The organism is Methanolapillus millepedarum, assembly GCF_032594115.1.
GTDB classification, from domain to species: Archaea; Halobacteriota; Methanosarcinia; order Methanosarcinales; family Methanosarcinaceae; genus Methanolapillus; species Methanolapillus millepedarum.
This window is the reverse complement of sequence record NZ_CP131060.1, coordinates 1,205,636-1,231,332: the sequence shown is the minus strand read 5'-3', so window position 1 is coordinate 1,231,332 and position 25,697 is coordinate 1,205,636. Positions and strand designations below refer to the sequence as shown.

Below are 25,697 nucleotides of genomic sequence, written 5' to 3'. Positions count from 1 at the left end.
GATTTTGTTTTTGATTATTTTACTCGTTTCCGAAGATTTATATATCATGCCGATGTTTGGGAATGTTGCGATTTTGATTCAATTTGTTTCTTATTTTGATTCATTTTCGACACAATAACGCGCGAAGAAATGATTGTTGCGACGGGCGATGCCTGCTCTTTTCGAACATGACTTTTCGAAGTAGCGGTTATTCGGAGTTGACAAATATGGCAAAAATGCACACCAAAAGAAAAGGTCAAGCCGGCTCGAAAAAGCCGTTTAGAACCGAAGTCCCCGAATGGGTTAATGTATCGTCCGAAGATGCTGTCAAAGTCATTCTTGACTTATGGAAGCAAGGCGTTTCCACCAGTGAAATCGGCATGGTTTTAAGAGACCAATACGGTGTCGGCGATGTTAAACTCTTGACCGGCAAAAAAATCACTCAAATCCTCAAAGACAACCAAGTCAACCCGCACATTCCGGAAGATTTGACCAACCTCATTATAAAAGCCTTGGGCCTTCGCAAACACTTGTCCGCTAACAAAAAGGACCTTCACAACAAGAGATCCCTTCAATTGACGGAATCCAAGATCAGAAGACTTGTGAAATACTACCACAGCACAAAAGTTCTGCCGATGGACTGGGTTTACAAGCCGGAAACCGCAGAAGTTATGTTGACCCGGTAAGTTCCAAAATAAATATTTACAATTTCGGGAAACAAGTTTTGTTTCCCTTTTTTTATTTTCGAATTTACTTCTTCATATTTTTTATGTTCTGGCTTTTTTTCCTCTTTTTTAAAAATAAACGGCTGGTGCCGTTTGCTTGGCTCAAAAAGAAAAAGTGTCGCTATAACACGCGCGGCGCCGGCGGCCAACAAACAAACAAACAACAAAATAAACAACAAATGAACCAAAAAAGAAATCTAGTTATAGTTTCAAATCCTCCTTTAAATTTCCCGTCGGCGGCAAACAGGAGGAATAATTATCGAAAACTCAAAATCCATCGAAACTCAAGATCTGTTTGCAAATTGGAAACAAAAGGCGGCTCTTTTTTTCGGGAGTCAGGCGATTACGCTTTTTGGTTCGTCTCTTGTGATGTATGCGATTATTTGGCACATTACATTGACAACAGGGTCGGGCGTCATGACAACGATGATTATCCTTTGTTCTTTCGTTCCGCAGTTTTTGATTTCATTTTTTTCGGGCGTTTGGGCGGACAAATACAACCGGAAAATATTGATTATCATTGCCGACGGAGGCATTGCCTTGGCGACGCTGGCGTTGATTATCTATTTGACGGCCGGTCACATGTCTATTTCCGCGCTTTTGCTGATTGCCGCTGTCCGTTCTGTCGGCACAGGCATTCAAATGCCGGCCATGAACGCTTTAATTCCGCAGATCGTTCCGCCTGACCGTCTTGTTAAAATCAACGGCATCAACGGATCGCTTCAATCAATTGTCGGTCTCGCCGCGCCGGCGGTTGCCGGTGCCATCTTGATTTACGGTAAATTCTCCACGATCTTAATGATTGATGTCGTTACAGCCGCAATCGGTATTGTGATTCTTCTGTTGATTCCTATTTCAAAACATAAAAGAGCGCAGGAAACTGTTCAAATGAGTCATTTTGCGGATTTGAAAGAAGGATTCAAATACAGCCTGGATCACCCGTTTTTGAGGCCGCTTTTTACCATTTATGCGTTTTTCACGATTTTATGCGTTCCGGCCGCTTTTTTAAATATCCTGATGGTGACGCAGGTGTTTGGAGAAAACTATCTTTATTTAACGTTGAATGAAATGTCCTTTTTTATCGGAACTCTTTTCGGCGGCCTTCTCATCGGGGCATGGGGCGGCTTTAAAAATCGGGTTAAAACGATGATTTTCGGCTTGGCCGCGTTCGGTCTTTTTACGTTCTGTTTCGGCCTCACGCAAACCCTTTGGATTTATTTAATCTTGATGTTCATTGTCGGCTTAACGATGCCGCTTGTCAATTCACCGATTATGGGCATGATTCAGGAAAAAATAGAACCCGAGAAGCAGGGGCGCGTTTTTAGTTTGATTCAAATCATTTTCACGGCGTTGATGCCGCTTGCGATGCTGTTCTTCGGCCCGGCGGCCGACGTAATTCCCGTCCAAACCATGGTTCTCTACGGCGGAGTCCTCATTGTTATCATGTCGATTGCCATTTTTTTCAACAAAAAATTCTATCGTCAGGGTGAATTTTATCCGGCCGGCGGACATGAAGTCAAGGAATGATCTTTTCAATAAATTGATTAAATGAATTGATTAAAATGAATTGATTAAAATGAATTGATTAAATGAATTGATTAAATGAATTGATTTATGTACCGTCGAACGAATGCTTCATTTCTCGTTCAGGTTTCGGAAAATTATAGAAATAATTTTCCTTCCATAAATTTAAAAAATTATAAAAACTTTCTTCTGATCTCTATTTTTATTTCTTTTCAGTCGAAACAGTCCTTCACGATTAATCCTCTTTCTTCCATTGGAAATTAAAATTTTGTTCAAATCACATCTCTCTTTTTGAAATGAAGTTTTCCGACATCCTTTTTTTTGATATTTTAAATCACATTGAATCTATATTTCGGATTCCGTTCAAAAAAACCTATTTATTTAATTTGGCAACCGTTATTGTTTTTCCATTAGAACTAAAGGGGGGTTTTACCATAACCTTTATACACCTATACTTCTATTGGATTAATTCCAATTTCAATTCGAAATTCAACGGATTCAATCTTAAAAATTTGCCTTCCCTTTGTGCATTATTATTCATTTCTTTCCATTCACGGATTTTTCAGATTTTCAGATAAACCTCCCAAAGATGTCGCCACACCATCTTTTCAAAATGCTTTCCCATTGAAAACAATAATGGGTGCAATAAAAAAATCAAAACGGCGTTAAAATATCCGACATCAAAAATTAAAATCAAAAACAATTGACGTTCCTTTCGGTAAATTTCTTTATCATCTTTGTCACACTTATCGGCCGCTCCGTTTTTTCGGGCGTTTGCTTTCCTATACAGGAGATTAATAATTATGACCAGCTCCCTGAATCAATTATTTACCCGTCTGCTTGAAAGTGAATCCATTTTCAAGAACAAAGAAGTCCTCAGACATTCCTATACCCCTGATGTTTTGGTACACCGCGACACCCAAACCGAAGAATTGGCGACAATTCTGGTCTCGGCACTCCGGGGCGAAACGCCATCCAATATTCTTATTTACGGCAAAACCGGCACCGGAAAGACGGCGGTGACGCGTTACGTGGGAAAAGAACTCGAAAATATGAGCGAGCGCATGAACGTCAAATGCTCTGTCATTTACGTCAATTGCGAAGTAATCGACACGCAATACCGACTGCTTGCGAATTTGGCCCGCCATTTCGGGGAAGACATCCCAATGACAGGATGGCCGACCGATCAGGTTTTTCAAAAGTTCAAAGAAGCGCTCGATACTCAAGAGCAGGTTCTCATCGTGATTTTGGATGAAATCGACAAATTGGTGAAAAAAGGCGACGACGTTTTGTACAATCTTTCCCGCATGAATGCGAATCTCAAGCGCGCCAAAGTCAGTATCATTGGCGTGTCAAACGATTTAAAATTCACCGACTTTTTAGATCCGCGCGTTAAAAGTTCTCTCGGCGAAGAAGAAATCATTTACCCGCCTTATGACGCCGACCAAATCCGTGACATTTTGTACCAGCGGGCGGCGATTGCTTACAACGACAACGTTTTAGACGGGTCCGTGATTCCCTTATGCGCGGCGTTGGCTGCTCAGGAACATGGCGACGCCCGGCGCGCGCTTGATTTGCTGCGCGTGTCCGGCGAAATCGCGGAGCGCAAAGAAGAGCGAAAAGTCACCGAAAGCCATGTCCGAATCGCCCAGGATAAAATCGAAGTGGACCGGATTGTAGAAGTCGTCCGTACTCTTCCGACGCAATCCAAACTTGTTCTTTTCAGCATTGTGATGCTCAACCTCAGCGTCCAAAACCAAAATCAACTCGGGCAGCCGTCCACCATTACCACCGGTGAAGTGTACAACATTTACCGCAAAATGTGTAAATCGATTGATATGGACATTTTAACGCAGCGCCGCGTGACGGATCTCATGTCGGAACTCGATATGCTCGGCATCATTAACGCGATGGTCGTGAGCAAAGGCCGTTACGGCCGAACCAAAGAAATTTCGTTGTCCGTTCCGGTCAAAAACACGTACGATGTCCTCATTGAAGATTATAAATTAAACCCGCTTCAAGGATATAACGTCAAAGTCGGATATTTCTAAATTTCCGGCTTCTGTTTTTGTTTTTTTATTATTTTTTTCGGTTTGCTTTTCTTTTTTTGCGTCAGCGTCGACGCGCGCGTTATAGCAATCGTTTTTTTCAAAATCGTCAAAATCCGGGGTCGTTTTTAAAGCCGGTAAAAAAAGAAATGAAAAAATGAGAAAAACAAAAGAGGAAAGAAAAAATCATTTCTCCATAGCCATTTCAATCAATTCGACAATATCCATGACTTTGACGTCGTTGCCGGCCGCGTCCCTTAAATTCCGGTAGCAAAGCGGGCATGTCGTCACCAAATAGTCGACACTTTTTGGAATATCGTCCAGCCGCCGTCTCGCCATCGCCATTGACAAATCATTGTAACCCGAACGGACGCCGCCGCCGCCGCCGCAGCACCGAGATTTTTCCCGGTTGGAGGTCATTTCGATGAAATTTTTCGGACCGACAACCGCTTCGATAATTTGGCGCGGCTCCTCAAAAATACCATTGTGGCGGCCGGAATGACACGGGTCGTGGTACGTAACTTTCATATCCAACTGATGAAGTCCGGCCTTTTTCAAGTCGTCCAGGTGCGACGCCAAATATTGGGAAACTGTCACCACGGAGAATTCGATCCCCATCTCCGCCGCTAAAGATTTGTAGTTATTCCGGAGCGTATTGTAGCATCCGGCGCATCCGGCAATAATTGTGTGCGCGCCTGTTTTTTGAATTTGTTCCAGATTGTGCCGGATCAAGTTATCCGCGTCAAAACCGATGCGGAGAAGCGGTGATCCGCAACATTTTTCTTCTTCCAAAAGTCCGACGCCGAGTTTGTTCAGGATTCTGTATGTTTTTTTTGCGTTGTCCGGAAAACGGTAAGAATCAAGGCATCCGACAAAGAAAATATATTCGGGATTTTTGGGCATCTCAAACGTTTCGCCGGCAATCCAACCGCGGCGGTCGTCGGAAGAGGCTAATGTATTCCCGTAAGTTTTCACATTATCATGAATTTTGGCTTGCGTCGGCGTCATTTTGCCGAGCGCGACCAACCCGTACCGAGCCGCTTCCACCAATTCCGGTGGGTTGACGCCGGCCGGGCACGTTGTTGCGCAGTAGCCGCAGGTGGTGCAGGTATTTAAGCTGTCAAAAACCGATTCATCCGTCGCAGCGCCTTCAAACAGGTCGCGAATGAGAAGAATGCGTCCGCGCGTATTCTGCGACTCCCAGCCGCTCTGCTCAAAAACCGGGCAAACCGACCGGCAGTTGCCGCAGCTGACGCAGCGGTACAAATCCCTCTTATCCATTTTTGAAAAAGACATTCGTATATTTCCTCAATAAATCATGAATTTGAATTTAAATCAATCAAAAGTTAACTGAAACTGATAAGCAAAATGTGTTTGTTTTTTCGTTTTTGATTTTTTTGACGGCAATGCGCGCGCGTTATGACGACACATTTTTTGAAGTATAACCAAGCCGGAATCGGTTTTGTTTTAACTTTATTTTTACATGCCCAGCTTTCCGGGATTTAAAATGCCGTTCGGGTCCAGCGATTTTTTAATTTCCTTCATCACGTTAAATGCCGGACCGCATTGTTTTTCAAGATACATGCCGCGTGCTGCGCCGATGCCGTGTTCGGAACTGACGGTTCCGCCGAGTTCAATCGCCGCCAAGTGAAGACGGTCAGCCGCTTCATTCAGTTTATCCCATTCTTTTTCGTCCAGCACATCAATGAATTGTCCGACATGTACGGTTCCGTCGCCGATGTGTCCGTAAATCATCGGCAAAAGACCGACATCGTCGGCGATTTCATACACTTTCGAAAGCATTTCCGGCAATTTTTTGATCGGAACGCCTAAGTCTTCCCCGACATAGATTCGGGTTTTGGTCGGATCCATTTTAGAAACCGCGGCGCCAAGAAGACTTCTTGCGTCCCAGATTTCTTTCATTTTGGAAGCGTCTCCGGTCACCAGAACACTGTTGGCAATATCCTTACAGGCGGCCGCAAGCATTTCAGCGGACTCGTCCACCGCGTTTTTGCTGCCGTCCACTTCAAACAAAATGACGTCGCCGTCTTTGGGCAAAATGACATTCGGGTCCAGCTTGGTCAATACTTGAATGGATGTTTTGTCCAAAATTTCACACGCTGACGGCGTCACGCCGGCCGCAAAAATCCGGGAAACCGATTGTCCGGCCAGTTCCGGTGTTTCAAACGACACCATGATCAGTTTTCGGGATTTCGGAAGCGGGGCAATCTTCAGCGTCGCTTTTGTGATGACGCCGAGCGTTCCTTCCGAACCGACGAAGAGCCGGGATAAATCGTATCCGGCCGATGATTTCAAACATTTAGATCCGGTATTGATGACGGTTCCGTCCGCCAGCACCACTTCCAAATCCAGCACGTAATTTTTCGTCGTTCCGTATTTAACGCAACGCATCCCGCTTGCGTTGTTGGCAATCTGTCCGCCGACGGTGCAGGTGGCGGAACTGCCGGGATTTGGGGGAAAGAAAAAGCCGTACGGTTTGAGTTTTTCGTTGAGTTTGTCTTGAACGACGCCCGGTTCCACCACGACTTGAATGTTGTCGATGTCGATTTCAAGAATCCGGTTCATTTGTGTCATATCCAGAACAATCCCGCCCGCCAGCGGAACAGAGCCGCCGGCAAGACCGGTTCCCGCGCCGCGTGTCGTCACCGGAATTTTTTGAGCATTGGCAAACGCCAAAACTTGGGAGACTTCTTCGGTCGATTTCGGAAGCGCCACAAATTCGGGGCGGCCGCGCACCTGCGAGCCGTCGGCTGAATAACAGCAAAGGTCGGACGACGCTTTTGTGACCCGTTCTCCAAAGATGCTTTTGAGTTGTTCGTAAGTGTCCATTGAGAATCAACAACAATCGAATTTATATGAATTATATTGATAAAATTTTATCGCCAATTTTATTGTAAACCTTATTTTTAATTTTGAGATTATTTTGGGTTTATATTTATGATATTTTTCATTCTTCATGTCGAATCCGTATATATATTTTGTTCAAAGAATAGAAAATTCGATTCAAATGTTTATCGAAAATGGACCAAATATTTTGGGTGGAGACAATCGGAAAAAAATAAATAACCTGCCAAACTGTTTCATACAAAGATAAATATGAAAATAAAAGTCAACAATGTCAACTTATTTTATGAAAAATCCGGCTCCGGCACACCGCTCATTCTTTTGCATGGGAACGGAGAAGATCATCACATTTTCGATGAACTTTCAAAAAAACTTCGCCAAAACTTTACGGTTTATGCCGTTGACAGCCGAAATCACGGAGAAAGCGAAAAGACGGACGATTATTCTTATGAAACAATGACAGAGGATGTTTATGCGTTTATTTCGGCGCTGAATTTGGGAAAAGTGAATCTGGCCGGATTCAGCGACGGTGCCATCATCAATTTACTTTTGGCGATGCACCATCCGGGAGTGGTTTCCAAAATGGCGCTTTTGGGTCTCAATTTAAAACCATCTGACTTTACTGAAGAAAACATTCGCTTCATCTCGGAAATGTATGAAGAAACCAAAGACCCGCTGTTTCAATTGATGTTGGAGCAGCCGAATATCGAATTGGAGAGTCTTAAAAGCATTTCTGTTCCGGCATTGGTCATCGGAGCGGAATTTGATCTTTTCCGGCCGAGATTGTTTGAAGAAATCGCGGCGGCGCTTCCAAATGCTGAATTGCTCATTATGAAAGGGCATGAGCATGACAGTTACGTGACGCATCAAGATGTTTTGTATCCGAATTTTGTTTCTTTTTTTAGTGAATGAGGAATGGATGATTGATTTTTGCTCAGTTTTGTTGTTTTTTCAAACGGTGCCACCGCGCGCGTTGCAGCAACATGTTTTTTGAACGTTGCGATAAAACCGGGGTTTTATTTTTTAATTCGGATTGGCCCGAACAAGAGTTTTTTTATTCATGAAACGTCTTTAAGAATTCATGACGAAATTTTTTGAAGTCGAGGAGCGGGACGGCGCAGCCCGCATCGGCAAACTCCTTCTTGAAAAAAGTATAAAAACGCCTTTTATGGTGGATTCCGCTCTTTTGGCGTCTGATTCCGATTATCCGTTTCAAAACACGGGAACGCTTTGGAAATTTAAGCCGGATGATTCGGAAGAAATCAAATCGGCGGTTGCTGAAATTCAAAAAAAAGGAAATGAGTTCGGAAACAAACAATTGTTCATTCTTCCGCGCGCGCAATTCACATTGACTTATCCGGAAGAAGACGACGCTAAACGAACTCGAAAAATTCGGGAGGCGGTTCTTGAAGCGGATATTTTGGGAAAAATTCCGCTGGCGGGAATGGTTCGTCCGAAACCGGCTTTTTCAAAGCATTTCAGTTCCGTTGCGGTGGACAGCTCTTTTGAAATCGATGCGGATTCCGATTCTGAGACCGATTATGAAACGGATTCTGTATTTGAAAATGACGATTGCTGTTCTTCCGAAACAGTTGTTAAATCCGTTGCCGGAAACGCTTCCGGCTCCGGCTTCAATTCCGGTTCCGAAAAGTTGGGATATGACGTTTATATCATGGAAGGCGCCGGCACATTTGAAGACGATGCCATCGGTTTTTTTAATGCGTTTTTAGACGTCAAAAACCGAATCCCGTACGATTCGGCGCTTTGGCTTCCGAATCTTGCCACGCCGGAAAATGTTGCTGTTTTGGTGTGGCTTGGCGCCGACATTTTTGATTCAACGCGCGCTGTTATTGCCGCCTATAACGATCTGTATATGACAACGGCCGGAACTTTTTATTTGGAAGATTTGGCGGAACTGCCGTGCCGATGTTCAGCTTGCGTTGGAAAATCCGCGAAGGAGTTGCGGGAAATGTCTAAAAGCGAACGTGCCGCCTTGTTGGAAATTCACAATGTGGGGGCACTTCTGGCAGAATTGTCTTTGGTCCGTGAAAAAATTCGGGCGAACCTTCTCCGGGAATATGTGGAAGGACAATGCCGGACAAAAACGTGGCTGACCGGGCTTCTCCGTTTGTATGATCGAACGGGTGGTTACGCCGAAAGGAATGCGCCGACATTCCGGCGGGAAACGCTGTACGCGACGACAGCTGAATCTCAAAACCGCGCCGAAATCGTGCGTTTTGCCCATCGGATTGTTGACCATTATGAAGCGCCTCAAAAGGAAATTTTGATCATTTTTCCCTGCGCCATGAAAAAGCCATACTCGATTTCGAATTCTCACCAGCGTTTTATTCAAGCGATTGAACGCAACCGCAAATATGTAAACGAAATCATCATCACATCGCCCGTCGGGCTTGTGCCGCGGGAACTTGAACTCACCTACCCGGCGGCGCACTACGATACAACCGTCACCGGACACTGGGATTTGGAAGAACGGGCTTGGGTCGGCGGACTTCTTGAATCTTATTTGATCAAAAACAAAAACCAATACAAACACATTATTGCGCATGTGGAAGGCCCATACCGTGAAATTTGCGAAGCGGTTTCCAATAAATCGGGAATTCCCATCATTTTTACCGGCAAAAAAAGCCTGACGTCGCAGGAAAGTTTGAAAAATTTGAGAGCAACGTTGGATGGTTTGGTGAATGCATCTATTCCGGCCGGCAACGAAAGTGAGGATGCGGATTCTGATGGAAATATCAAAAACCAAAACTTAAGCCAAGATTCAAATCAAAAACCAAACCGAAAACAAAAGCAAAAGCCGCTTCTTTTGAAACGGAATCCGAATGAGGAAAAACCGGATCAAGCGCGTGCGATTATCCGCTACCAATTCGGTCCGGTCGGCGAGGCGCTCTTTTCGGAAAAAACCATTGTCAAAGGCAATTTCCCGAAATTTCAAATTTTTGACCAGAACGAGCAGTTGGCAACGCTGGTTCCCCAATTCGGACAGCTCGCGATTTCCATTGCCGGCGCCGAAAAAATCATTCAATCGCCGGACTATTCCGGACAATACACGGTTCGGATTGACAATTTCCTGCCCAAAGGCTCGCTTCTCGCACCCGGAATTATTGACGCGGATGAAAATATCCGTGTCGGCGACGATGTGATTATTCTCGGCGACAATGTAATCGGCGTCGGAAAAGCGAAAATGTCGGGTATTGAAATGAAGACGGCGACAAAAGGCGTTGCGGTTTTGCCAAGGCACACGAAATGGATGGTTGAGCCTGAATAATAAATGCTGGAAGAAGCTATTATGATCCGCCGGGAAGAAATCCTCGTTTATGTCAAAGAAAAATACGGCGTCGATCCCGACTATCCGTGGATGCGGACGCCGAATTACGCCATTTTAAGACATGAACATAACCGCAAATGGTTCGGTGCCATCGTTGATGTTTCTGAAAAAAAGTTAGGTTTGGAGGGAAATCGAGTGGTTGACGCGATGAATTTGAAATGCGATCCTCTTTTGATCGGTTCGCTGAAAAGCGAGCCGGGCATTTTGCCGGCCTGGCACATGAATAAAGAGCACTGGATTACGGTTTTGTTGGAAACCGTTTCCCCGGAAAAAATGTACGGTTTGATTGATTTAAGTTATGCGTTGACGAAGTAAAGTCTGAATTCAGACAATATAAATTAATTCAAAAACCAGTCAATGGATCTGTTTTCATTAAATTTGAATCTATTCAAAAAAATTGAAACAAAATCTTTTATATATTTCTTGGACAATTGATTCGTGTCCGGCTTCTCCTTTTCGGACGATATGAATTGTAAAACCCAAAACAAATTTAAAAACCATTTTTGAAAGGATTCCTATGACTCCGCCTTACCCAATTATCCGTCGTTATCATCCCAACGATGAATACAGTATTCTGATACTGGAGGCGGAAGCTTTTGAGGAACACAATCCGTATGAATACATTCAATTTTATGAGTTCCTGCAGGACGGTTTTTTCGTGTGCGCCATCGGTCCCGATGTCGTCGGTTTTGTTGTCGGGTACGCGCTTTCGGACGCCGAAGGACATATTTTCTCGCTTGCGGTCAGCAAATATCACCGCAATCAAGGCATTGCTGAACTTTTGGTGGACCACATCTGCACGTACTTTTTGCTCAAAGGCCTTCAAAAAGCGTCATTGGAAGTCCGAATCAGTAATGAGCCGGCTATCAATCTTTACAAAAAACTCGGATTTACGCCGACATGGATTGAGTCCAAATACTATTCGGACGGTGAAGACGGTTATGTGATGATGGTCAATTTGAATTCCTATTTCCATCAAAAAGAGCAGCTGCGTTTGTTTGAAAGCCGGAGTGGGAAGGCAAATTCCGAGAAGAAGAAAATGAACTGAGGAGGCAAATTCATTTTTACACGCTTTTTAAATATCAAAACAACATCTTAGTTTCAATTATCATTTATCATTTTTATTTTTAAACTGTTAAAAATTGTTTTCAAATCACTCTTCAGGAAATTATTATGGTTATGGATAAATTAGGCGATTCGCTTCAAGGCGCTCTTCGAAAATTAATCGGCGCGAACCGGATCGATGAAAATGTTGTCAATGAAGTGGTCAAAGACATTCAGCGGGCGCTTTTGACGTCGGACGTCAATGTCAAACTCGTTATGGATATGTCAAAGAGGATTAAGGACCGCTCGCTTAAGGAAGAACCGGAAAAGGGCGCCGACCCGCGTGAACATGTCGTCCGGATTGTGTATCAGGAAATGATCGGCATCATGGGCAAAGGCGCCAATATTGAGCTTAAGCCGCAAACGATTATGATGGTTGGTCTTCAAGGAAGCGGAAAAACAACATCGGTTGCGAAATTGGCCCGCTTTTTCCAAAAGAAAGGATTAAAACCGGCGGTCATCGGCGCGGACAATTTCCGTCCGGGTGCTTACCAGCAGCTGAAAATTTTGTGCGACAAACTGAATGTTCATTTCTACGGCGAAGAAGGTGAAAAAGACGCTGTCGCGATTGTCGAGCGCGGTCTTAAAGATATTGAAAAGTACGATATCAAAATTATTGACACGGCCGGGCGCCACGCTTTGGAAGCGGATTTGATTGCGGAAATGGAAGCAATCAATGACAAAGCAAAACCGGACCAGAAGTTTTTGGTTCTTGACGCCGCCATCGGCCAACAGGCCGGCGTTCAAGCCAAAGCGTTTAACGATTCTGTCGGTGTGACCGGCATTATTATTACGAAGTTGGACGGAACCGCCAAAGGAGGCGGCGCACTATCGGCTGTTTCCGAAATCGGGGCGCCGATTGCTTTCATTGGAACGGGAGAAACGCCGGACGACTTTGAAAAGTTTGATGCCGACCGGTTTATTTCACGTCTTCTCGGCATGGGCGACTTGCAATCGCTTCTTGAGAAAGTTCAGGATTCGATGAAAGAGTCCGACATGAGTGTTGAAAACATCATGAAGGGACGTTTTACGCTCAACGATATGTATGCGCAGTTGGAAGCGATGAACAAAATGGGTCCCTTAAAGCAGATTATGAAAATGCTTCCGCTCGGTTCCATGGGTCTTGGCGGCGCCAAGCTTTCCGATAAGGATTTGGATGATACCGGACAAAAAATGAAAGTGTTCAAAGTCATCATGGATTCGATGACGGAAGACGAGCTCAACGATCCAAAAATCATCAGCGCTCACCGGATTTCTCGGATTGCCCGCGGCAGCGGACGCAGCCCGGATGACATTCGTGAACTCCTCAAGTATCACAAAAACATGCAAAACGCCTTTAAGAATTTTGCCGGAAAAGGCGGCGGCCGAAGCATGCAGAAAATGATGAAAAAAGGAAACATGGGCGGAATGGGAGATATGGGAAAATTCCCGTTCTGATTTTTTCCTTTTTGTTTTTCTTTTTTGGTGAGCGGTTGCGCGCGCGTTATGGCGACACATTCTCTTTTGAGTTTTCAAAAAACCATCCTCTGTTTTTTATTTTAATCATGCAAACCGCCACGCTTAATCAGACGCGTATCGCGTCTGATTAAGCGGATTCCGATGAACGGGATTGGGTACAGTATGGCAGATGCAATTGGAAATTGAAAACAGCAGATGCAATTGGAAATTGAAAACAGCAGATGCAATTGGAAATTAAAAACAGCAGATGCGATTGAAAATTGAAAACAGCAGATGCGATTGGAAATTGAAAACAGCAGATGCGATTGGAAATTGAAAACAGCAGATGCGATTGGAAATTGAAAACAGCAGATGCGATTGGAAATTGAAAAAATAAAACTCGGGGACGATTTTAATTTTTGAATTTGTTTAACAAATCGTCCCGGTTGAGTGAAACTTGTTCGCCTGTTTCCATATTTTTCAGTGAGAAAAGTCCCGATTCCAACTCTTTTTCACCGACAATCAGCACATAATCAGCTTTTATTGTGTTCGCAAACTCCATTTGCGCTTTGAAATTCCGTCCCATGATGTCGGTCTGAACGGAGACGAATTTCCGAAGATCATTGGCCAGCTTGATACTTTCCGCTTGCGTTTCCGGTTTTGAGACCAAAACAATGCTCGGGATTTTTGGGACTTGTTTGTCGCAAATTTCCATAATCCGGTCAAAACCGATTCCGAATCCGGTTGAAACAACATCGCCGCCGCCAAAAAGGCTGATCAGCTTGTAGGAGCCGCCGCCGCAAACTTGTTTTTGGGCGCCGAGTCCGTCGGCATAAATCTCAAAAACAATTCCGGTGTAATAATCAAGACCGCGTGCGACACCGAAATTAACGGTATAATCGTTGATGCCGTAGGCGGACAAAAGCGTCAATGTTTTTTCAAAAGCGTCCAATTCCGGAAGCGGTCCCGCGATTTCACGGGCTTTTTTGACGGCGGCCAAACCGTCTTTTCCGGTCAATAAAATGACCGCTTTGATTTTTTCAATCAATTGCGGCGCTGCCTTCATTTCGGCCAAAAGCGCGGTCAGGTTTTTTTCTTCTTCCGGATCCTTAGTCATTTTGTCAATGATCCGCATCACCTTTCCTTGTGATTCCAAATCTGTTGTCACTTGAGAAAGCAAATGGCGAAGAACGGACAGATTTCCGATATTCAGATCTCCTTTGACGCCGACCGCGTTTAACAAGTTCATCGCAAGCGCGATTACTTCGGCGTCAGCTTCCGGTTTTGCGCTGCCGATCAGTTCTGTTCCAAACTGCCAAAATTCTCGGAAACGTCCTTTTTGCGGGCGCTCGTAGCGGAAACAATTTTCAAAATAAAACAATTTGACCGGCTTTGGAAAGGATTGCATTTCATTCACATACGCGCGCATAACCGGCGCTGTCAGTTCCGGGCGCAGCGTCATTTCGCGGTCGCCCTTATCTTTGAAATTGTAAAGCTCCCCAATGATACCCTCGCCGGACTTCAGCGTAAAAAGCTCCAGTTCTTCAAACGTCGGCGTGATGATTTCACCGTAACCCCATCTTTTGACAACGTCCCGAAGTTTGGATTCGACGCTTCGCCGGCCGGCCACTTCTTCCGGTAAAAAATCTCGCGTGCCGCGCGGTTTTGAAATTTCCATAATCATGCTCCGTTGGTTATTTGATTTTTATTTTTGAATGACGATTGACAAAACGTCGCCGTCTTTGAGTTTGTGGTCCATACCGACCCGCTGTCCCGGATGTTTGGCGGACGGACCCCAAACGTAGGCGAATCTGAATTTTCGCTTGAAATCTTTGTGCAGCCGTTCGCAAATTTGGCCGATGTTGGTTCCGTCAAGAACGATCATCGGCTCTTCCATATCAGCCGCTTCGCCTTGCGGTTTCATATAAATGCGGATAAATTTAAGGCGTTCATAAAGCACGTCTTTGAGTTGTTCCAAATTTTGGCTGTTGTGAGCGGAAATAAAAACGGCTTCCGGATACATTTTTTTTGCATCTTCAAGCATTTTCGGGTAAGCCAAGTCTACTTTGTTGACGACAATCATGGACGACACATAACTGCGGTTTTTGGAAACGACGTCAATCAACTGGTCCACATTGATATTTTCCCTGAAAAGGACGGTTGCGTTATGGATTTTGTATTCGTCGAGAATCGATTTGATGGTTTCTTCGTCCAAATCCAATTCCACCGTCGAATTGATGCGAACGCCTCCGCGGTCTGTTTTTTTAATGACAACGTCGGGCGGGTGCTGGTCAACCCGGATGCCGGCTTCATACAGTTCTTCCTTTAAAACCGGCAAGTGAAGCGGCTGAAAAACGTCCAGCAAAAACAAAACCAAGTCCGAGTTTCGAATGACGGCAATGACTTCTTTTCCGCGGCCGCGGCCGGAAGCGGCGCCTTTGACAAGTCCGGGAACGTCTAAAATTTGAATGGTGGCGCCTTTGTATTCCATAACGCCGGGAATCACGGTCAATGTCGTGAATTCATAAGCGCCGACTTCGGAATGAGCATCGGTCAGCTTATTCAGAAGCGTTGATTTTCCGACGGACGGAAACCCGACCAGCGTCACGGTCGCGTCGCCGGACTTTTTGACACTGTATCCTTCTCCCGTTCCGGACGCCGCGCTTTTTTTCTCAACGTCGTCGTGAAGTCTGGCCAACTTTGCTTTTAAACGGCCGATGTGGTGGGAAGTGGCCTTATTGTAAGACGTTTTTTTAATTTCTTCTTCAATTTCTCGAATTTGTTCTTGTATCGTTGCCATCGTATGAATCCCAAAAAAAATTGATCATAGGAAAATGAATTGAATGTGTTTCAAATAATGACATTTTATGAATGAGATGTCATTGGTTAATTTGGATAAAATTGAACGCGTTTTCTCATTCAATTTTGAAAGCTTCGTCCGGTGTGTATCCTTCGTGAACGATTGCGTGAATTCTTTTGACAATCCGTGTCGGGTTTTCGGATTGGAAAACGTTGCGTCCGATCGCAACGCCCGCGCCGCCCGCTTCCAGAGAATCCGCCACCATTTTCAAAAGAGACATTTCGGAGTCCATGTGCGGGCCGCCGGCAATGATCACCGGAACCGGACATCCGCGAACAACCGTCCGGAATGTGTCGATGTCGCCGGTGTAGTTGGTTTTAACGATATCGGCGCCAAGCTCCGCGCCCAGCCGGGCAGCATGCGCGACAACGCTTTCGCTGAACTCGGACGTGATTTTCGGGCCGCGCGGGTAGACCATGGCCAAAAGCGGCATTCCCCATTCATCGCATTTGGCGGCAACCTTTCCGAATCCTTCCAGCATCTCCGGCTCGTCTTCAGCGCCGACATTGACGTGAATTGAAACGGCGTCCGCACCGACTTTGATGGCTTCCTCAACGGAAGTGACCAAAACTTTGTGGTTGGCGTTGGGTCCAAGAGACGTGGAAGCCGACAAGTGAATAATGAGTCCGACATCGTTTCCGTATTTCCGGTGACCGTGCTTGGCAAGTCCCATATGTCCGAGAACCGCGTTGGCGCCGCCGAGCGCCACTTTATCCACAGCTTCCGGAAGGCTGGTCAAACCTTTAATCGGTCCCGCGCCGACGCCGTGGTCCATCGGAATGATGATTGTCCGGCCATTATCTCTTTTGACGAATCTTTCCATTCGAATTGCTTTTCCGATTGTGCTCATAAAAATTCCTTTGATAAGATGTGATCATAAATAAAATGTTGGCGTGAAAAAGTGATTGAGATATTTTCTGCTTGTATTTAAATTATGTTTAAAATCCGTTCAAACGGGTATCGGTTCGATTTGTTTTTTTGGCTTTTGATTTGTTTTTTATTGACTTTAGATTTTGTTTTTGAATTACTTTTTAGATTTTTTGTTGACTTTTAATCCCTTTGTTTTCGAAAACCCGAGTTTCCATCCGGATCGACAGATCGCGTTATTTTTTGAAGTTGCCGAATTTGACGTTGGTAGTACAAATAAATTCCCAAAACGGCAACGGCCAATAAAATGCCGGCGATAATCATGTACATCGGCGCTTTTTCATTGTAATATTTGACAGAAACGTTTCCGGTGGGCGCGTTCCACTCTAAAACTTCGCGGGTATCCTCGTCGCCTATTGTATCGGGTTTTGGTGAGGCGGTACCAAGAATTCGGTTTCCGGTTGTCGTGTTCGGCGGCAGCGTTATTAATACGGCTTTTGCCCCGTCGTCAACGACAATTTTATTTTCGCCGGCCGATTGAACCAAGGTATAGGCGACGATTCCGGAAAAGTTTTGGTCAAACTCCAAAGTTGTCCCGGAAGTTTTGCTTTTCAGCGTGTAAGATACATTTGCAGGCACCGGGTTGGCATAAATTTTATCCAAACTGTCTTGAGTCATTGAAAAGTTATCTGTTGTCAAAAAATAAACATCTTTGATTTCCGGTCCGCTGAACACCAAAAATCCGGATTCTTCAATCACCGGCATTTGATTTTTGTTATCCACCAGCCGAATAACTTGAACGCTGCCGGTTTCTAAAATGTCGTATGAGCCGGATTCGACAACTTCAGACGTGTTGTTGATGGTTGGAACAAAGACGGATATGTTGTAAATGTCGGATACGTTGGCATTTTGGTTTGTGCCGTTTTCCGTGCTGTTTTCCGAGCTCAGAGGCGACAAGCAGCCGGCTGCGGTCAGAACGGCGGCCAGCGCAAACATCAAAAATAAACTTTTAAGCCATAATTTCATAAACGTCAATGTGTTTTGAATCTTAAAAATCTATTGTCGGTCTCAAAATCAAAAAAATAGGGATTTTTGGATTAATTTTCGTTTATTTTTTAGAAATCGCTCAGCTTTTTTTGTTTTATTTTGTTTTGACCTTTTGAATTTTTTCGAATGGCTTCCGAAATCTCAGGCATTTTGTAAAGAAGTCCTTGTTTTTGGCAAGCTTGCTTAAACGCGGCAGACAGTTCTTCGGCGTTTTGGGCGGCGCATTCGTATTTATTTCCAAAAAGGGTTTCATATTTTTGCCGGACGTTGGGAAATCCGCCCAAATTTTGATAGAAGTAGTCACGGTTTCCTTTCCGAAGAGTCACGCCGAAAAAACACATAGCATATTTGGCGCCGGCCGCCGCGGCCTCGTTCACAATCTCAGATATGTTTTCTTTGGAATCGGTGATGAACGGAAGAACCGGGTTCATGTAAACGCCGGTAAAAAGGTCCGCTTCGGATAACTTTTTCATGGCGGAAAAACGTTCTTTTGACGTTGAAACGTTTGGTTCTATTTTTGAGCAAACAGTGGAATCGATTGTGGTTACCGTGATTGCGATATTGACCGGCGAATGTTGATTGATTTTTAAAAAAAGATCCAAATCTCGGGCAACGAGCGCTGATTTTGTGGTCACGCTGACGCCGCATTTATACCGATCGAGGATGTCAAGGGCGCCCCGCGTCAAACACAGATCTTTTTCAAATGAATTATACGGGTCGCTCATCGCTCCTGTTCCGACAATGATTTTTTGAGCGTTTCCATCTTCTTTTTTTGTTCTTATTGATCCTTTTGCTCCGGCTTTTGATTTTGCCGACAGTTCTTTTTCAATCAAAAAAAGTGCGTTTTCTTTGGCGCGGACTTGACTAAAATTCTCAATTTGGTAACACACGCTTCTGGAATCACAGTAAATGCAGCCATGGTTGCACCCGCGGTAGATGTTCATGTTGTGCGTGTGCGCCATGTAATCCGTTCCTTTCGGGAGCGGCGTAATGATTTGTTTGGCGGGAACAAAATTAATGGCGTCAACGGGGTCCAATATTTTCGCTCCTGTCCCTTTTATTCCATTAAACCCAAACTTTTGAGTTGTTCATTGATTTCTTTGGCGGCGTTTTCCTCCGCGGCGGCTTTGGAACTTCCGGTTCCGATGCCGGTTATGTCGTGGTCCAACCGTGTTATCTCTTTGGGGAGAGTGTATCCCATCACAAAAGTCATCTCATGAGGGATGCCTTCTTCGTGAATCAAAAAAGATTTCGGTGTAAAACCGTCGTAATTTTGCTGGCAGAACTCGCTGAGCCGGACTTTTTCTTTGATCAAATTTCCGAGATAACTGTCAATATCCTGCGGTAAAATGATCATGCGGTAGACAAATTCCCGCATCGGATTCATGCCGCCGTCCAAATAAATGGCGCCGGCGACCGCTTCTAAAAACGTAGCGTTTCTTTTCCGGGCGCTGCTGGTTGCGCCTTTTTTAAGAATTAAATGAATTTCCAAATCATTTTTATGAGCGATTTCATTGAAACGTTCGTCGCTGACAACCAGCGCCTTGAGCCGGGTGAGGCCGCCTTGGTCCATTTCCGGATAATTTTTAAACAGATATTCCGAAACAATAAAATCCAAAGCGGAGTCCCCGAAAAAGGCGAGCGTCCGGTTGAGTTCTTGATATGTGGCCGTTCTTAAAAATGTCCGGTCTTTGAAAACATATCCGATTTTTCGTTCAAATTCGCTCATGAGAATCACTTCAAAGACAAAGAAGTTCGTTTGTTTGTTTACTTTCAGTTTTGAGAATAATGTTTTCAATTCATTATATATTTTGAGAATCCGGTCTTCAACAGCCAAAATATTTCTCAAAAACCTCAACAATCTTCTCAGCTAAAACCCGGCGGCTGTCTGCGATCTCATCCTCACTCAAATGCCGAAGGCGTGTTTCTTTTTGGAGCCCGGCGATTTCAAGACGCATTTCTCTGGAATTCAAAAGGCCTTTTGTAAACCATTGGGCATGAGATTTGATGTTGACATGAGAATACAGATTATATTTGTCCAAAAGAAAACAATATCTTTTAAAATCCGAAATCCGTTGGCGAAACTCTTCGCCGGGGTCAATTTCAAAATCTTTTCCCGAAAGGGATTCTTTCATGCGCTCAAAGACGGCGGGGTTTCCGATCGCGCCCCGTCCGATCATAAATCCGTCGCAATCGGTTTCAATTGCTTTTTTCAAATCATCCGGCTTGAAAATATCGCCGTTTAGGATGACCGGAATCGACAGATTTTCTTTTATTTTTTTAACGATTTCCCAGTTTGCTTTTCCGGAATATCCTTGAGCGGCAGTCCTGGCATGAACAGATAACCAAAAGGCTCCGGCATCTTCAAGGGATTCTGCCAAAGAGATTGTTTTTTCTTCATCCCGAAAAACACGGATTTTAGCGGTCACGGGAGTTTTCAAATTTTCAGATAACGTTGAGATGATGGCCGGCGGAACTGACATATCGTTTAAAAGATAAGCGCCACATTTGTCTTTTAAAATTTTCGGAGATGGGCAACCCATATTTATGTCAATGACCGATGGATGCAGTTTCTCCTCAAGACCGAGAGCGGCTTTAAGAATTGAATTCGCCGACGGACCGACAATTTGAATTCCATACGGTTTTTGATCCAAAGAGATACCCCTTTCCATCGCTGAAGGATCATCGCTTAAAAAACCGGCGGCGTTAATCATTTCCGTCAACGTGAAATCCGCCCCCTTCTCATGGCAAAGCATCCGAAAAGCCGGGTTGGTCACATCCGCCATCGGCGCCAAAAAAAGAGGATGTTTCGGAAAGTGGGAAAACATGATTTTTGTCATAACGTTTTAAGTAATTAAATGTTGTCAAAAGTAAAATCAATATCCGCAGATACATTATTTTTATAATAATAATGAATTAATTATAATGCTGTTATTTAAATTAACTGTGCTTATAAAAATATCATGATTATTTATATTCATTGAATTAATCGGATTAATACCAATTCTTCCGTTTGCGCTTCTGATAAAATTAAAAAGTTTATGTTATATATTTTTGTCGCCTTTTCAAGTTACTGATATGATTCTTCATATCAAAAATAAATCGTATTTTTTGTTTGGATTTTGTTTATTTTTCTTTTGAGAAATGATCGAGTCGTAACAAACCAAACAAGAAAGTCAAAAATGTAAAAACAACATCAATTCATTCGTTATGTGGTTTTTCGAAATGTTATGGTGATTTTATGACAAAAGAAGAAATTTTAAAAGCACTGGCTGACGCGGTTATTGCCGGCGACGACGATGAAGCCGTCGAATACGCCGAAAAAGCGCTCAAAGCCGGAATTGATCCCCAAGAAGCAATTGTAGAAGGGCTTGCCAAAGGAATGTCCATCATGGGCGATAAATATGAACGTGGAGAAGCCTTTGTCCCGCATTTGATGATTGCGTCCGCCGCTCTTTACGAAGGAATGGACGTCCTCACCCCGCACATCAAAGTCGACCCGTCCAATCGTGCCGTGACCGGTGTGATCGGAACCATTGAAGGCGATGTTCACGACATTGGAAAGAACTTGGTCAAAACAATGATGGCCGCTGCCGGATTTACAATGATTGACCTTGGAAACGACGTTCCGATTGAAAAATTCATCACGACTGCCAAAGAAAACAAAGTAGATTTGTTGTCTGTGAGTGCTTTGATGACAACAACCATGACCGGAATGGACAAAATTTCGGAATTGCTCCTTGAAAACGGATACCGCGACTCTTTAATCTTCATGGTCGGCGGCGCGCCGGTGTCGGAACAATACGCAAAAAGCGTCGGAGCCGATGGAACCTGTAAAGACGCCGCAACGGCGGTTGCCTTTGCCAAGGAAAAGACGTCCAAACTGACGCCGGCCAACGAGCGCTGGAGCGACGCCAAATTGAGTATTACCAAAACCAAATACAAGGACGCAGTTCTCAAAAAGAAGGCGGCTTCTAAGTCCGGTTCAAACATCTCTCTTGAAACTGCGAAAAAGGTCAAGGCAGAATACGAAAAAGTCGGTACCAAAAAAGCGTCCAAAATGTCTCACAAAGACCGTGTTTTCGGTGCGCTCGGCGACAAAAAAGTGGACAGACTTCCCTGCTACCCGCTGGCATGCGGTATTACCCGTAAATTCGTTCCGGCTTCTTACAAGGAATATGCCACCAATCCCAAAGTGTTTTCCGACTCGGCTTACGCCGCCGTGAAATACTTGGATGTTGATACGTTTGTCGGTTTGACAGACTTATCCGTTACCAGTGCCGATGTCGGTGCCGGCGTTTCCTATCCGGAAGAAGACACACCGTCGACAACCGGACACTTGCACGAATATGATGAAATTGTGATTCCGGAAATCAAGAAAGGAACCCGCATTTACAACCACATTCAGGCCGGAAAGCAAGCTTTGGAGAAACTCCACCGCGATGAAATTAACGCGCCGTTCGTCGCTTTCCATGAAGGACCGCTTCTGACGTTGACGCAAGCGATGGGTGCTGACCGTGTTCTTCACGACATGAGCACAAACCCCAAAGAAGTTCACAAGGCGCTTGACAGAATTACGGATTTTGTCTGCGACATTTCGACCCAGTTCTTTGAAGAAGGCGCTGCCGATGCCATTTGTGTGGACAACTTGTGGTCAAACAACGTGATTATGAGTGCTGACCAATACTGGGAATTCGACGGTAAATATGTGTACGACCGGCAGATTCCGATCTTTAAGAAGCACAATGCACCGTACGTGATTCACAACTGTGCCGACGCTGTTCACTTCGACATTCAAATCCGCAAGTTCGGAACGTCGCTTTACAGCTACGCCTACTATGAAAAGAACAGAAACAAAGGCTCAAAGAACTATGCTGACTTGATTCCGGCTTACTCCGACATCTGCTGTATGATGGGAGAAGTGGACCCGATTCAGTTCATGAACAACGATGAGCAGACATACCAAAACATTCGGAATGATACGGTCAAATTGATGGACGGTGTCTTGAAGACTCTCAAAGAAAACGGAAGACAATCCAAATATGTGCTGTCAACCGGTTGTGAAGTGCCGCCGGAAGGCTCACTCGTGAGCGTCAAAACAATGGTCGACACGGTCAAAGAAGTCGGTGAAGACATGTACAAGAAAATCATCGGCTGATTCCGTAAAAAACAAAAATAAAATACAACCAACATAAATCAGACGTAAGACATAACTCAAAACCATAAACCAAAATTGTAACTCTGCCCGACCGACGTTGAATTTGTGAAAGAAGACAAAAAAACCTCTCCTTGAAAAACACATCTTTTTTCACAAATCATTTCGGTCTTTTTGGAAAAATGCCCCCTCAATTTTTTTCCAAAAAGGGAAGAGAAAAAAGAAGAGAAACAAAAAATGAATGAAATTGGCATTTTCATTTGTTTCTCTTCTCCCCCCATTCATGAAAAATTTAAAAAATTATAATGCCAAACCCCCAAATTCCAAACCCCCTATGTCAAAATAGACTCAAAAAACATCCATTAAAGTCTGACAAAATCCAAACTTCGAACTTTGATCAATATGATTCATGAATGTTTCATCATTCAAGGTCGAAATTGAATTAAAAACGGAAAATAACTCTCACGTAATCCGACGGTCTGAGTACTACATATATCTAAAACCAATATCTAAAACCAATATCTAAAACCAATATCTAAAATCGAAAATAGTCAAAATCTCTCCAAGATTTGAAAAAGCCGCCGATTTCCGGCGGTTTTTTTCAAAAATTAATCGTTTTCAAGAGTATCCGGCTCTTCTTTACTTTTATTTTTCATTTTTATTTTCATTTTCATTCAAATAACAAAAAGCCGAATCATTTCATTCGGCACCAAAAAGGGATGTGTTTCTATGAATCTTGGTCTCGGAATTGATACCGGCGGTACGTATACAGATGCTGTTTTGATGGACTTGTCAACCGGCGTTGTCATTGAAAAAAGCAAAGCTTTGACAACATATCCGGACTTGATTGCCGGAATTTCAAATGCGATTGACGGACTCAATCCGAAAAATCTTAAGGAAATCAAATTTACATCGGTTTCAACAACGTTGGCCACCAACACAACACTTGAAGGAAAAGGCTATCCGACCGGACTTATTTTAATCGGTTATGCGGTGGAAGGCGACTTGCCGGTGGAAGATATTCTTGAAATCCGAGGCGGGCATGATACCGAAGGAAACGCGCTTGACGATCCGGCACTTGATTTTGAGATTGTGGAAGAATTCGTGAAAAGTACCCATACCAAGGTGGCTTCCTATGCCATTTCTTCTTATTTCAGCGTCCGAAATCCGGAACATGAACTGGCCGTCAAGGATTATGTTCAAACGCTGACGGATTTACCGGTCGTCTGCGGTCATGAATTGTCCCGCGCCCTTGGCGTTTATGAGCGGACGCTCACCGCTGTTTTAAACGCTCAATTGATTCCGGTGACGCATCAATTTGTCAAATCTATTTCAACGGTCATGAATGAAAAGGGCATTTCGTCAAACATGATGATCATGAAGTGTGACGGTTCGCTCGTATCGATTGAAGAAGCGCTCAAGCGCCCGGTCGAGTCGGTCTTTTCAGGGCCGGCGGCAAGTTTGGTTGGCGCCGCTCACTTGACCGGCAAAAGCACTTGCGTTACCATTGATGTCGGCGGAACAAGCACCGATATTTCCATGATTCAAAACGGCATTCCGGCCATCAGCGACTCCGGCGCCATGGTCGGCGGCTGGAAAACAATGGTTAAAGCCATTCAAATGAGCACGTCGGCGCTTGGCGGCGACAGTCACGTTTGGTTCTATCAAGATATTCATATCGGTCCGCGCCGTGTGGTTCCGCTCTCGCTTGCAGCGGCAACTTATCCGGAACTGGTGGCCAAACTGAAATGTGTAGACCGCCCGTCCGACCGCATTTTAGACGCCGTTATTCAGGGAACCTCTTTTTTCATGGGTTCCGATCCGTCTTTTTCACTTGACCTTGCGCTCAGCGCGTATGAGCAAAAAGTATACGATGTTCTTTCGGCCGAAAAAGTTCCGATGTCCGTTTATGAAATCTCCGAAAAAATCGGCGACCATCCGTTGATGTTTGTGAAAGCGTTGAACGCGTTGATTTTGAAGCGTTATGTGACTCACATCGGCTTTACGCCAACGGACGCGCTTCATGCTCTCGGTATTTATACAAAATGGAACCAAGAAGCGGCAAAGGTTGGCGCGAAAATTTTAGGGGATTACATGAACCGAAAACCGGAAGATGTTTGTGAAAGAATCCGGGACATGGTTTCCGAAAAAATGGCAGCAGATTTAGCGGCCTTTTTCCTGCCGTCGATGCGGTCTGAGGAGATTCGGTCATTGGTTCTCAGATCGCCGTTTACCAAGCTGAGACTCAATATGCCGGTTGTTCTTATCGGGGCGCCTGTTCCGGCTTATCATGAAAAATTGTGTCAGCTTTTGGACATAGAATTGGTTCTTCCGAAAGATTTTGATGTCGGAAACGCTGTCGGCGCGTTGGTCGGAGATGTCATTTTCCGGTCCGACGTTTTAATTCGTCCGAAATCGGTCGGATCGAATGTGTATATTTCATTTAACGAGTCCGGAAAAACCGAGTATGAATCGTATCAAGAGGCCATTTCCGAAGGAAAGAAGTGGATTGAAAACCGGATTTATGAACATATGGGAGCGTACGGACTTTTTAAGGATGCCGTTCGGGTCGAGATTCAGCAAACGGACATTAAAGCCGGGTACGCCATTGAAAAGCCGCTTGAAATCCGTTTATTCGGCGTCGGTGTTGGAACGCCGAGGAAGGTTGACTTGGACGCGTCAACAAAACCGGAACCGAAAAATGAAAATAAAATCACGGTTTAAGATCAACCAGAGT

The 25,697-nt window shown here is 44.4% G+C and carries 19 protein-coding genes; 10 read left to right on the top strand and 9 right to left on the bottom strand.

What is annotated here, in order from left to right; all coding sequences use genetic code 11:
- The first annotated feature begins 206 nt into the window (after positions 1–206).
- The 3 genes from MsAc7_RS05785 (at position 207) to MsAc7_RS05775 (ending at position 4,279) form a co-directional block, all read left to right on the top strand.
- Complete coding sequence (locus MsAc7_RS05785) at positions 207–665, top strand: 30S ribosomal protein S15 (protein WP_338101981.1); 459 nt, start codon at positions 207–209, stop codon at positions 663–665.
- A gap of 264 nt (positions 666–929) precedes the next feature.
- Positions 930–2,231, top strand: a complete 1,302-nt coding sequence (locus MsAc7_RS05780) for an MFS transporter (protein WP_338103474.1) — start codon at positions 930–932, stop codon at positions 2,229–2,231.
- 794 nt (positions 2,232–3,025) lie between these two features.
- Positions 3,026–4,279 carry an ORC1-type DNA replication protein gene (locus MsAc7_RS05775; RefSeq protein WP_338103473.1) on the top strand — a complete coding sequence of 418 codons (1,254 nt, stop codon included), beginning with the start codon at positions 3,026–3,028 and terminating at the stop codon, positions 4,277–4,279.
- A 183-nt stretch (positions 4,280–4,462) separates the two neighbouring features.
- Here the strand turns inward: MsAc7_RS05775 and MsAc7_RS05770 are convergent, their stop codons facing one another.
- On the bottom strand, positions 4,463–5,572 hold the full coding sequence (locus tag MsAc7_RS05770; RefSeq protein ID WP_338101980.1) for a (Fe-S)-binding protein: 1,110 nt from the start codon (positions 5,570–5,572) through the stop codon (positions 4,463–4,465).
- Between the two features lie 183 nt (positions 5,573–5,755).
- Positions 5,756–7,126, bottom strand: coding sequence for an FAD-binding oxidoreductase (locus MsAc7_RS05765; RefSeq protein ID WP_338101979.1), 1,371 nt, complete (start codon positions 7,124–7,126; stop codon positions 5,756–5,758).
- Between the two features lie 267 nt (positions 7,127–7,393).
- Here MsAc7_RS05765 and MsAc7_RS05760 point away from each other — a divergent pair, with 267 nt between their 5' ends.
- From MsAc7_RS05760 to MsAc7_RS05740, 5 genes are all read left to right on the top strand, one after another.
- Complete coding sequence (locus tag MsAc7_RS05760; protein WP_338101978.1) at positions 7,394–8,053, top strand: alpha/beta fold hydrolase; 660 nt, start codon at positions 7,394–7,396, stop codon at positions 8,051–8,053.
- Between the two features lie 169 nt (positions 8,054–8,222).
- Positions 8,223–10,430 carry an archaeosine synthase subunit alpha gene (gene arcS, locus MsAc7_RS05755; RefSeq protein WP_338101977.1) on the top strand — a complete coding sequence of 736 codons (2,208 nt, stop codon included), beginning with the start codon at positions 8,223–8,225 and terminating at the stop codon, positions 10,428–10,430.
- A 3-nt stretch (positions 10,431–10,433) separates the two neighbouring features.
- A complete protein-coding gene (locus MsAc7_RS05750; RefSeq protein WP_338101976.1) occupies positions 10,434–10,805 on the top strand; it encodes an MmcQ/YjbR family DNA-binding protein in 372 nt (123 codons plus the stop codon).
- Between the two features lie 202 nt (positions 10,806–11,007).
- Positions 11,008–11,538: a GNAT family N-acetyltransferase gene (locus MsAc7_RS05745; RefSeq protein WP_338101975.1), complete on the top strand. Its 531-nt coding sequence runs from the start codon at positions 11,008–11,010 to the stop codon at positions 11,536–11,538.
- 125 nt (positions 11,539–11,663) lie between these two features.
- Positions 11,664–13,031, top strand: a complete 1,368-nt coding sequence (locus tag MsAc7_RS05740; RefSeq protein ID WP_338101974.1) for a signal recognition particle protein Srp54 — start codon at positions 11,664–11,666, stop codon at positions 13,029–13,031.
- A 412-nt stretch (positions 13,032–13,443) separates the two neighbouring features.
- On the opposite strand, the gene hisS is transcribed toward MsAc7_RS05740, so the two are convergent.
- The 7 genes from hisS to MsAc7_RS05705 all read right to left on the bottom strand — a co-directional run bounded on the left by hisS (position 13,444) and on the right by MsAc7_RS05705 (position 20,645).
- The gene (gene hisS, locus MsAc7_RS05735; RefSeq protein ID WP_338101973.1) at positions 13,444–14,709 is read right to left on the bottom strand and encodes a histidine--tRNA ligase; all 1,266 of its coding nucleotides are present in this window, start codon (positions 14,707–14,709) and stop codon (positions 13,444–13,446) included.
- Positions 14,710–14,736: 27 nt separating this feature from the next.
- On the bottom strand, positions 14,737–15,831 hold the full coding sequence (locus MsAc7_RS05730) for an OBG GTPase family GTP-binding protein (protein WP_338101972.1): 1,095 nt from the start codon (positions 15,829–15,831) through the stop codon (positions 14,737–14,739).
- 115 nt (positions 15,832–15,946) lie between these two features.
- Entirely contained in the window at positions 15,947–16,741 is a 795-nt protein-coding gene (locus MsAc7_RS05725) for a 2-amino-3,7-dideoxy-D-threo-hept-6-ulosonate synthase (protein WP_338101971.1), read from the bottom strand.
- A gap of 200 nt (positions 16,742–16,941) precedes the next feature.
- Positions 16,942–17,784: a DUF5803 family protein gene (locus MsAc7_RS05720; RefSeq protein ID WP_338101970.1), complete on the bottom strand. Its 843-nt coding sequence runs from the start codon at positions 17,782–17,784 to the stop codon at positions 16,942–16,944.
- 89 nt (positions 17,785–17,873) lie between these two features.
- Positions 17,874–18,842: an SPL family radical SAM protein gene (locus MsAc7_RS05715; RefSeq protein ID WP_338101969.1), complete on the bottom strand. Its 969-nt coding sequence runs from the start codon at positions 18,840–18,842 to the stop codon at positions 17,874–17,876.
- Positions 18,843–18,862: 20 nt separating this feature from the next.
- Entirely contained in the window at positions 18,863–19,534 is a 672-nt protein-coding gene (locus MsAc7_RS05710) for a ribonuclease III family protein (RefSeq protein ID WP_338101968.1), read from the bottom strand.
- Between the two features lie 97 nt (positions 19,535–19,631).
- Positions 19,632–20,645, bottom strand: coding sequence for a tRNA dihydrouridine synthase (locus MsAc7_RS05705; RefSeq protein ID WP_338101967.1), 1,014 nt, complete (start codon positions 20,643–20,645; stop codon positions 19,632–19,634).
- A 401-nt stretch (positions 20,646–21,046) separates the two neighbouring features.
- Here MsAc7_RS05705 and MsAc7_RS05700 point away from each other — a divergent pair, with 401 nt between their 5' ends.
- Both MsAc7_RS05700 and MsAc7_RS05695 read left to right on the top strand, forming a co-directional pair.
- The gene (locus MsAc7_RS05700; protein WP_338101966.1) at positions 21,047–22,963 is read left to right on the top strand and encodes a uroporphyrinogen decarboxylase family protein; all 1,917 of its coding nucleotides are present in this window, start codon (positions 21,047–21,049) and stop codon (positions 22,961–22,963) included.
- A 726-nt stretch (positions 22,964–23,689) separates the two neighbouring features.
- On the top strand, positions 23,690–25,684 hold the full coding sequence (locus tag MsAc7_RS05695) for a hydantoinase/oxoprolinase family protein (protein WP_338101965.1): 1,995 nt from the start codon (positions 23,690–23,692) through the stop codon (positions 25,682–25,684).
- Positions 25,685–25,697 lie beyond the last annotated feature (13 nt).

Bases quoted from the DNA above. Each gene is read 5' to 3' on its own strand.
- MsAc7_RS05785 (WP_338101981.1), top strand. From the start codon at position 207: ATGGCAAAAATGCACACCAAAAGAAAAGGTCAAGCCGGCTCGAAAAAG.
- MsAc7_RS05770 (WP_338101980.1), bottom strand. From the start codon at position 5,572: ATGTCTTTTTCAAAAATGGATAAGAGGGATTTGTACCGCTGCGTCAGC.
- MsAc7_RS05765 (WP_338101979.1), bottom strand. From the start codon at position 7,126: ATGGACACTTACGAACAACTCAAAAGCATCTTTGGAGAACGGGTCACA.
- MsAc7_RS05760 (WP_338101978.1), top strand. From the start codon at position 7,394: ATGAAAATAAAAGTCAACAATGTCAACTTATTTTATGAAAAATCCGGC.
- arcS (WP_338101977.1), top strand. From the start codon at position 8,223: ATGACGAAATTTTTTGAAGTCGAGGAGCGGGACGGCGCAGCCCGCATC.
- MsAc7_RS05750 (WP_338101976.1), top strand. From the start codon at position 10,434: ATGCTGGAAGAAGCTATTATGATCCGCCGGGAAGAAATCCTCGTTTAT.
- MsAc7_RS05745 (WP_338101975.1), top strand. From the start codon at position 11,008: ATGACTCCGCCTTACCCAATTATCCGTCGTTATCATCCCAACGATGAA.
- MsAc7_RS05740 (WP_338101974.1), top strand. From the start codon at position 11,664: ATGGTTATGGATAAATTAGGCGATTCGCTTCAAGGCGCTCTTCGAAAA.
- hisS (WP_338101973.1), bottom strand. From the start codon at position 14,709: ATGGAAATTTCAAAACCGCGCGGCACGCGAGATTTTTTACCGGAAGAA.
- MsAc7_RS05730 (WP_338101972.1), bottom strand. From the start codon at position 15,831: ATGGCAACGATACAAGAACAAATTCGAGAAATTGAAGAAGAAATTAAA.
- MsAc7_RS05725 (WP_338101971.1), bottom strand. From the start codon at position 16,741: ATGAGCACAATCGGAAAAGCAATTCGAATGGAAAGATTCGTCAAAAGA.
- MsAc7_RS05720 (WP_338101970.1), bottom strand. From the start codon at position 17,784: ATGAAATTATGGCTTAAAAGTTTATTTTTGATGTTTGCGCTGGCCGCC.
- MsAc7_RS05710 (WP_338101968.1), bottom strand. From the start codon at position 19,534: ATGAGCGAATTTGAACGAAAAATCGGATATGTTTTCAAAGACCGGACA.
- MsAc7_RS05705 (WP_338101967.1), bottom strand. From the start codon at position 20,645: ATGACAAAAATCATGTTTTCCCACTTTCCGAAACATCCTCTTTTTTTG.
- MsAc7_RS05700 (WP_338101966.1), top strand. From the start codon at position 21,047: ATGACAAAAGAAGAAATTTTAAAAGCACTGGCTGACGCGGTTATTGCC.
- MsAc7_RS05695 (WP_338101965.1), top strand. From the start codon at position 23,690: ATGAATCTTGGTCTCGGAATTGATACCGGCGGTACGTATACAGATGCT.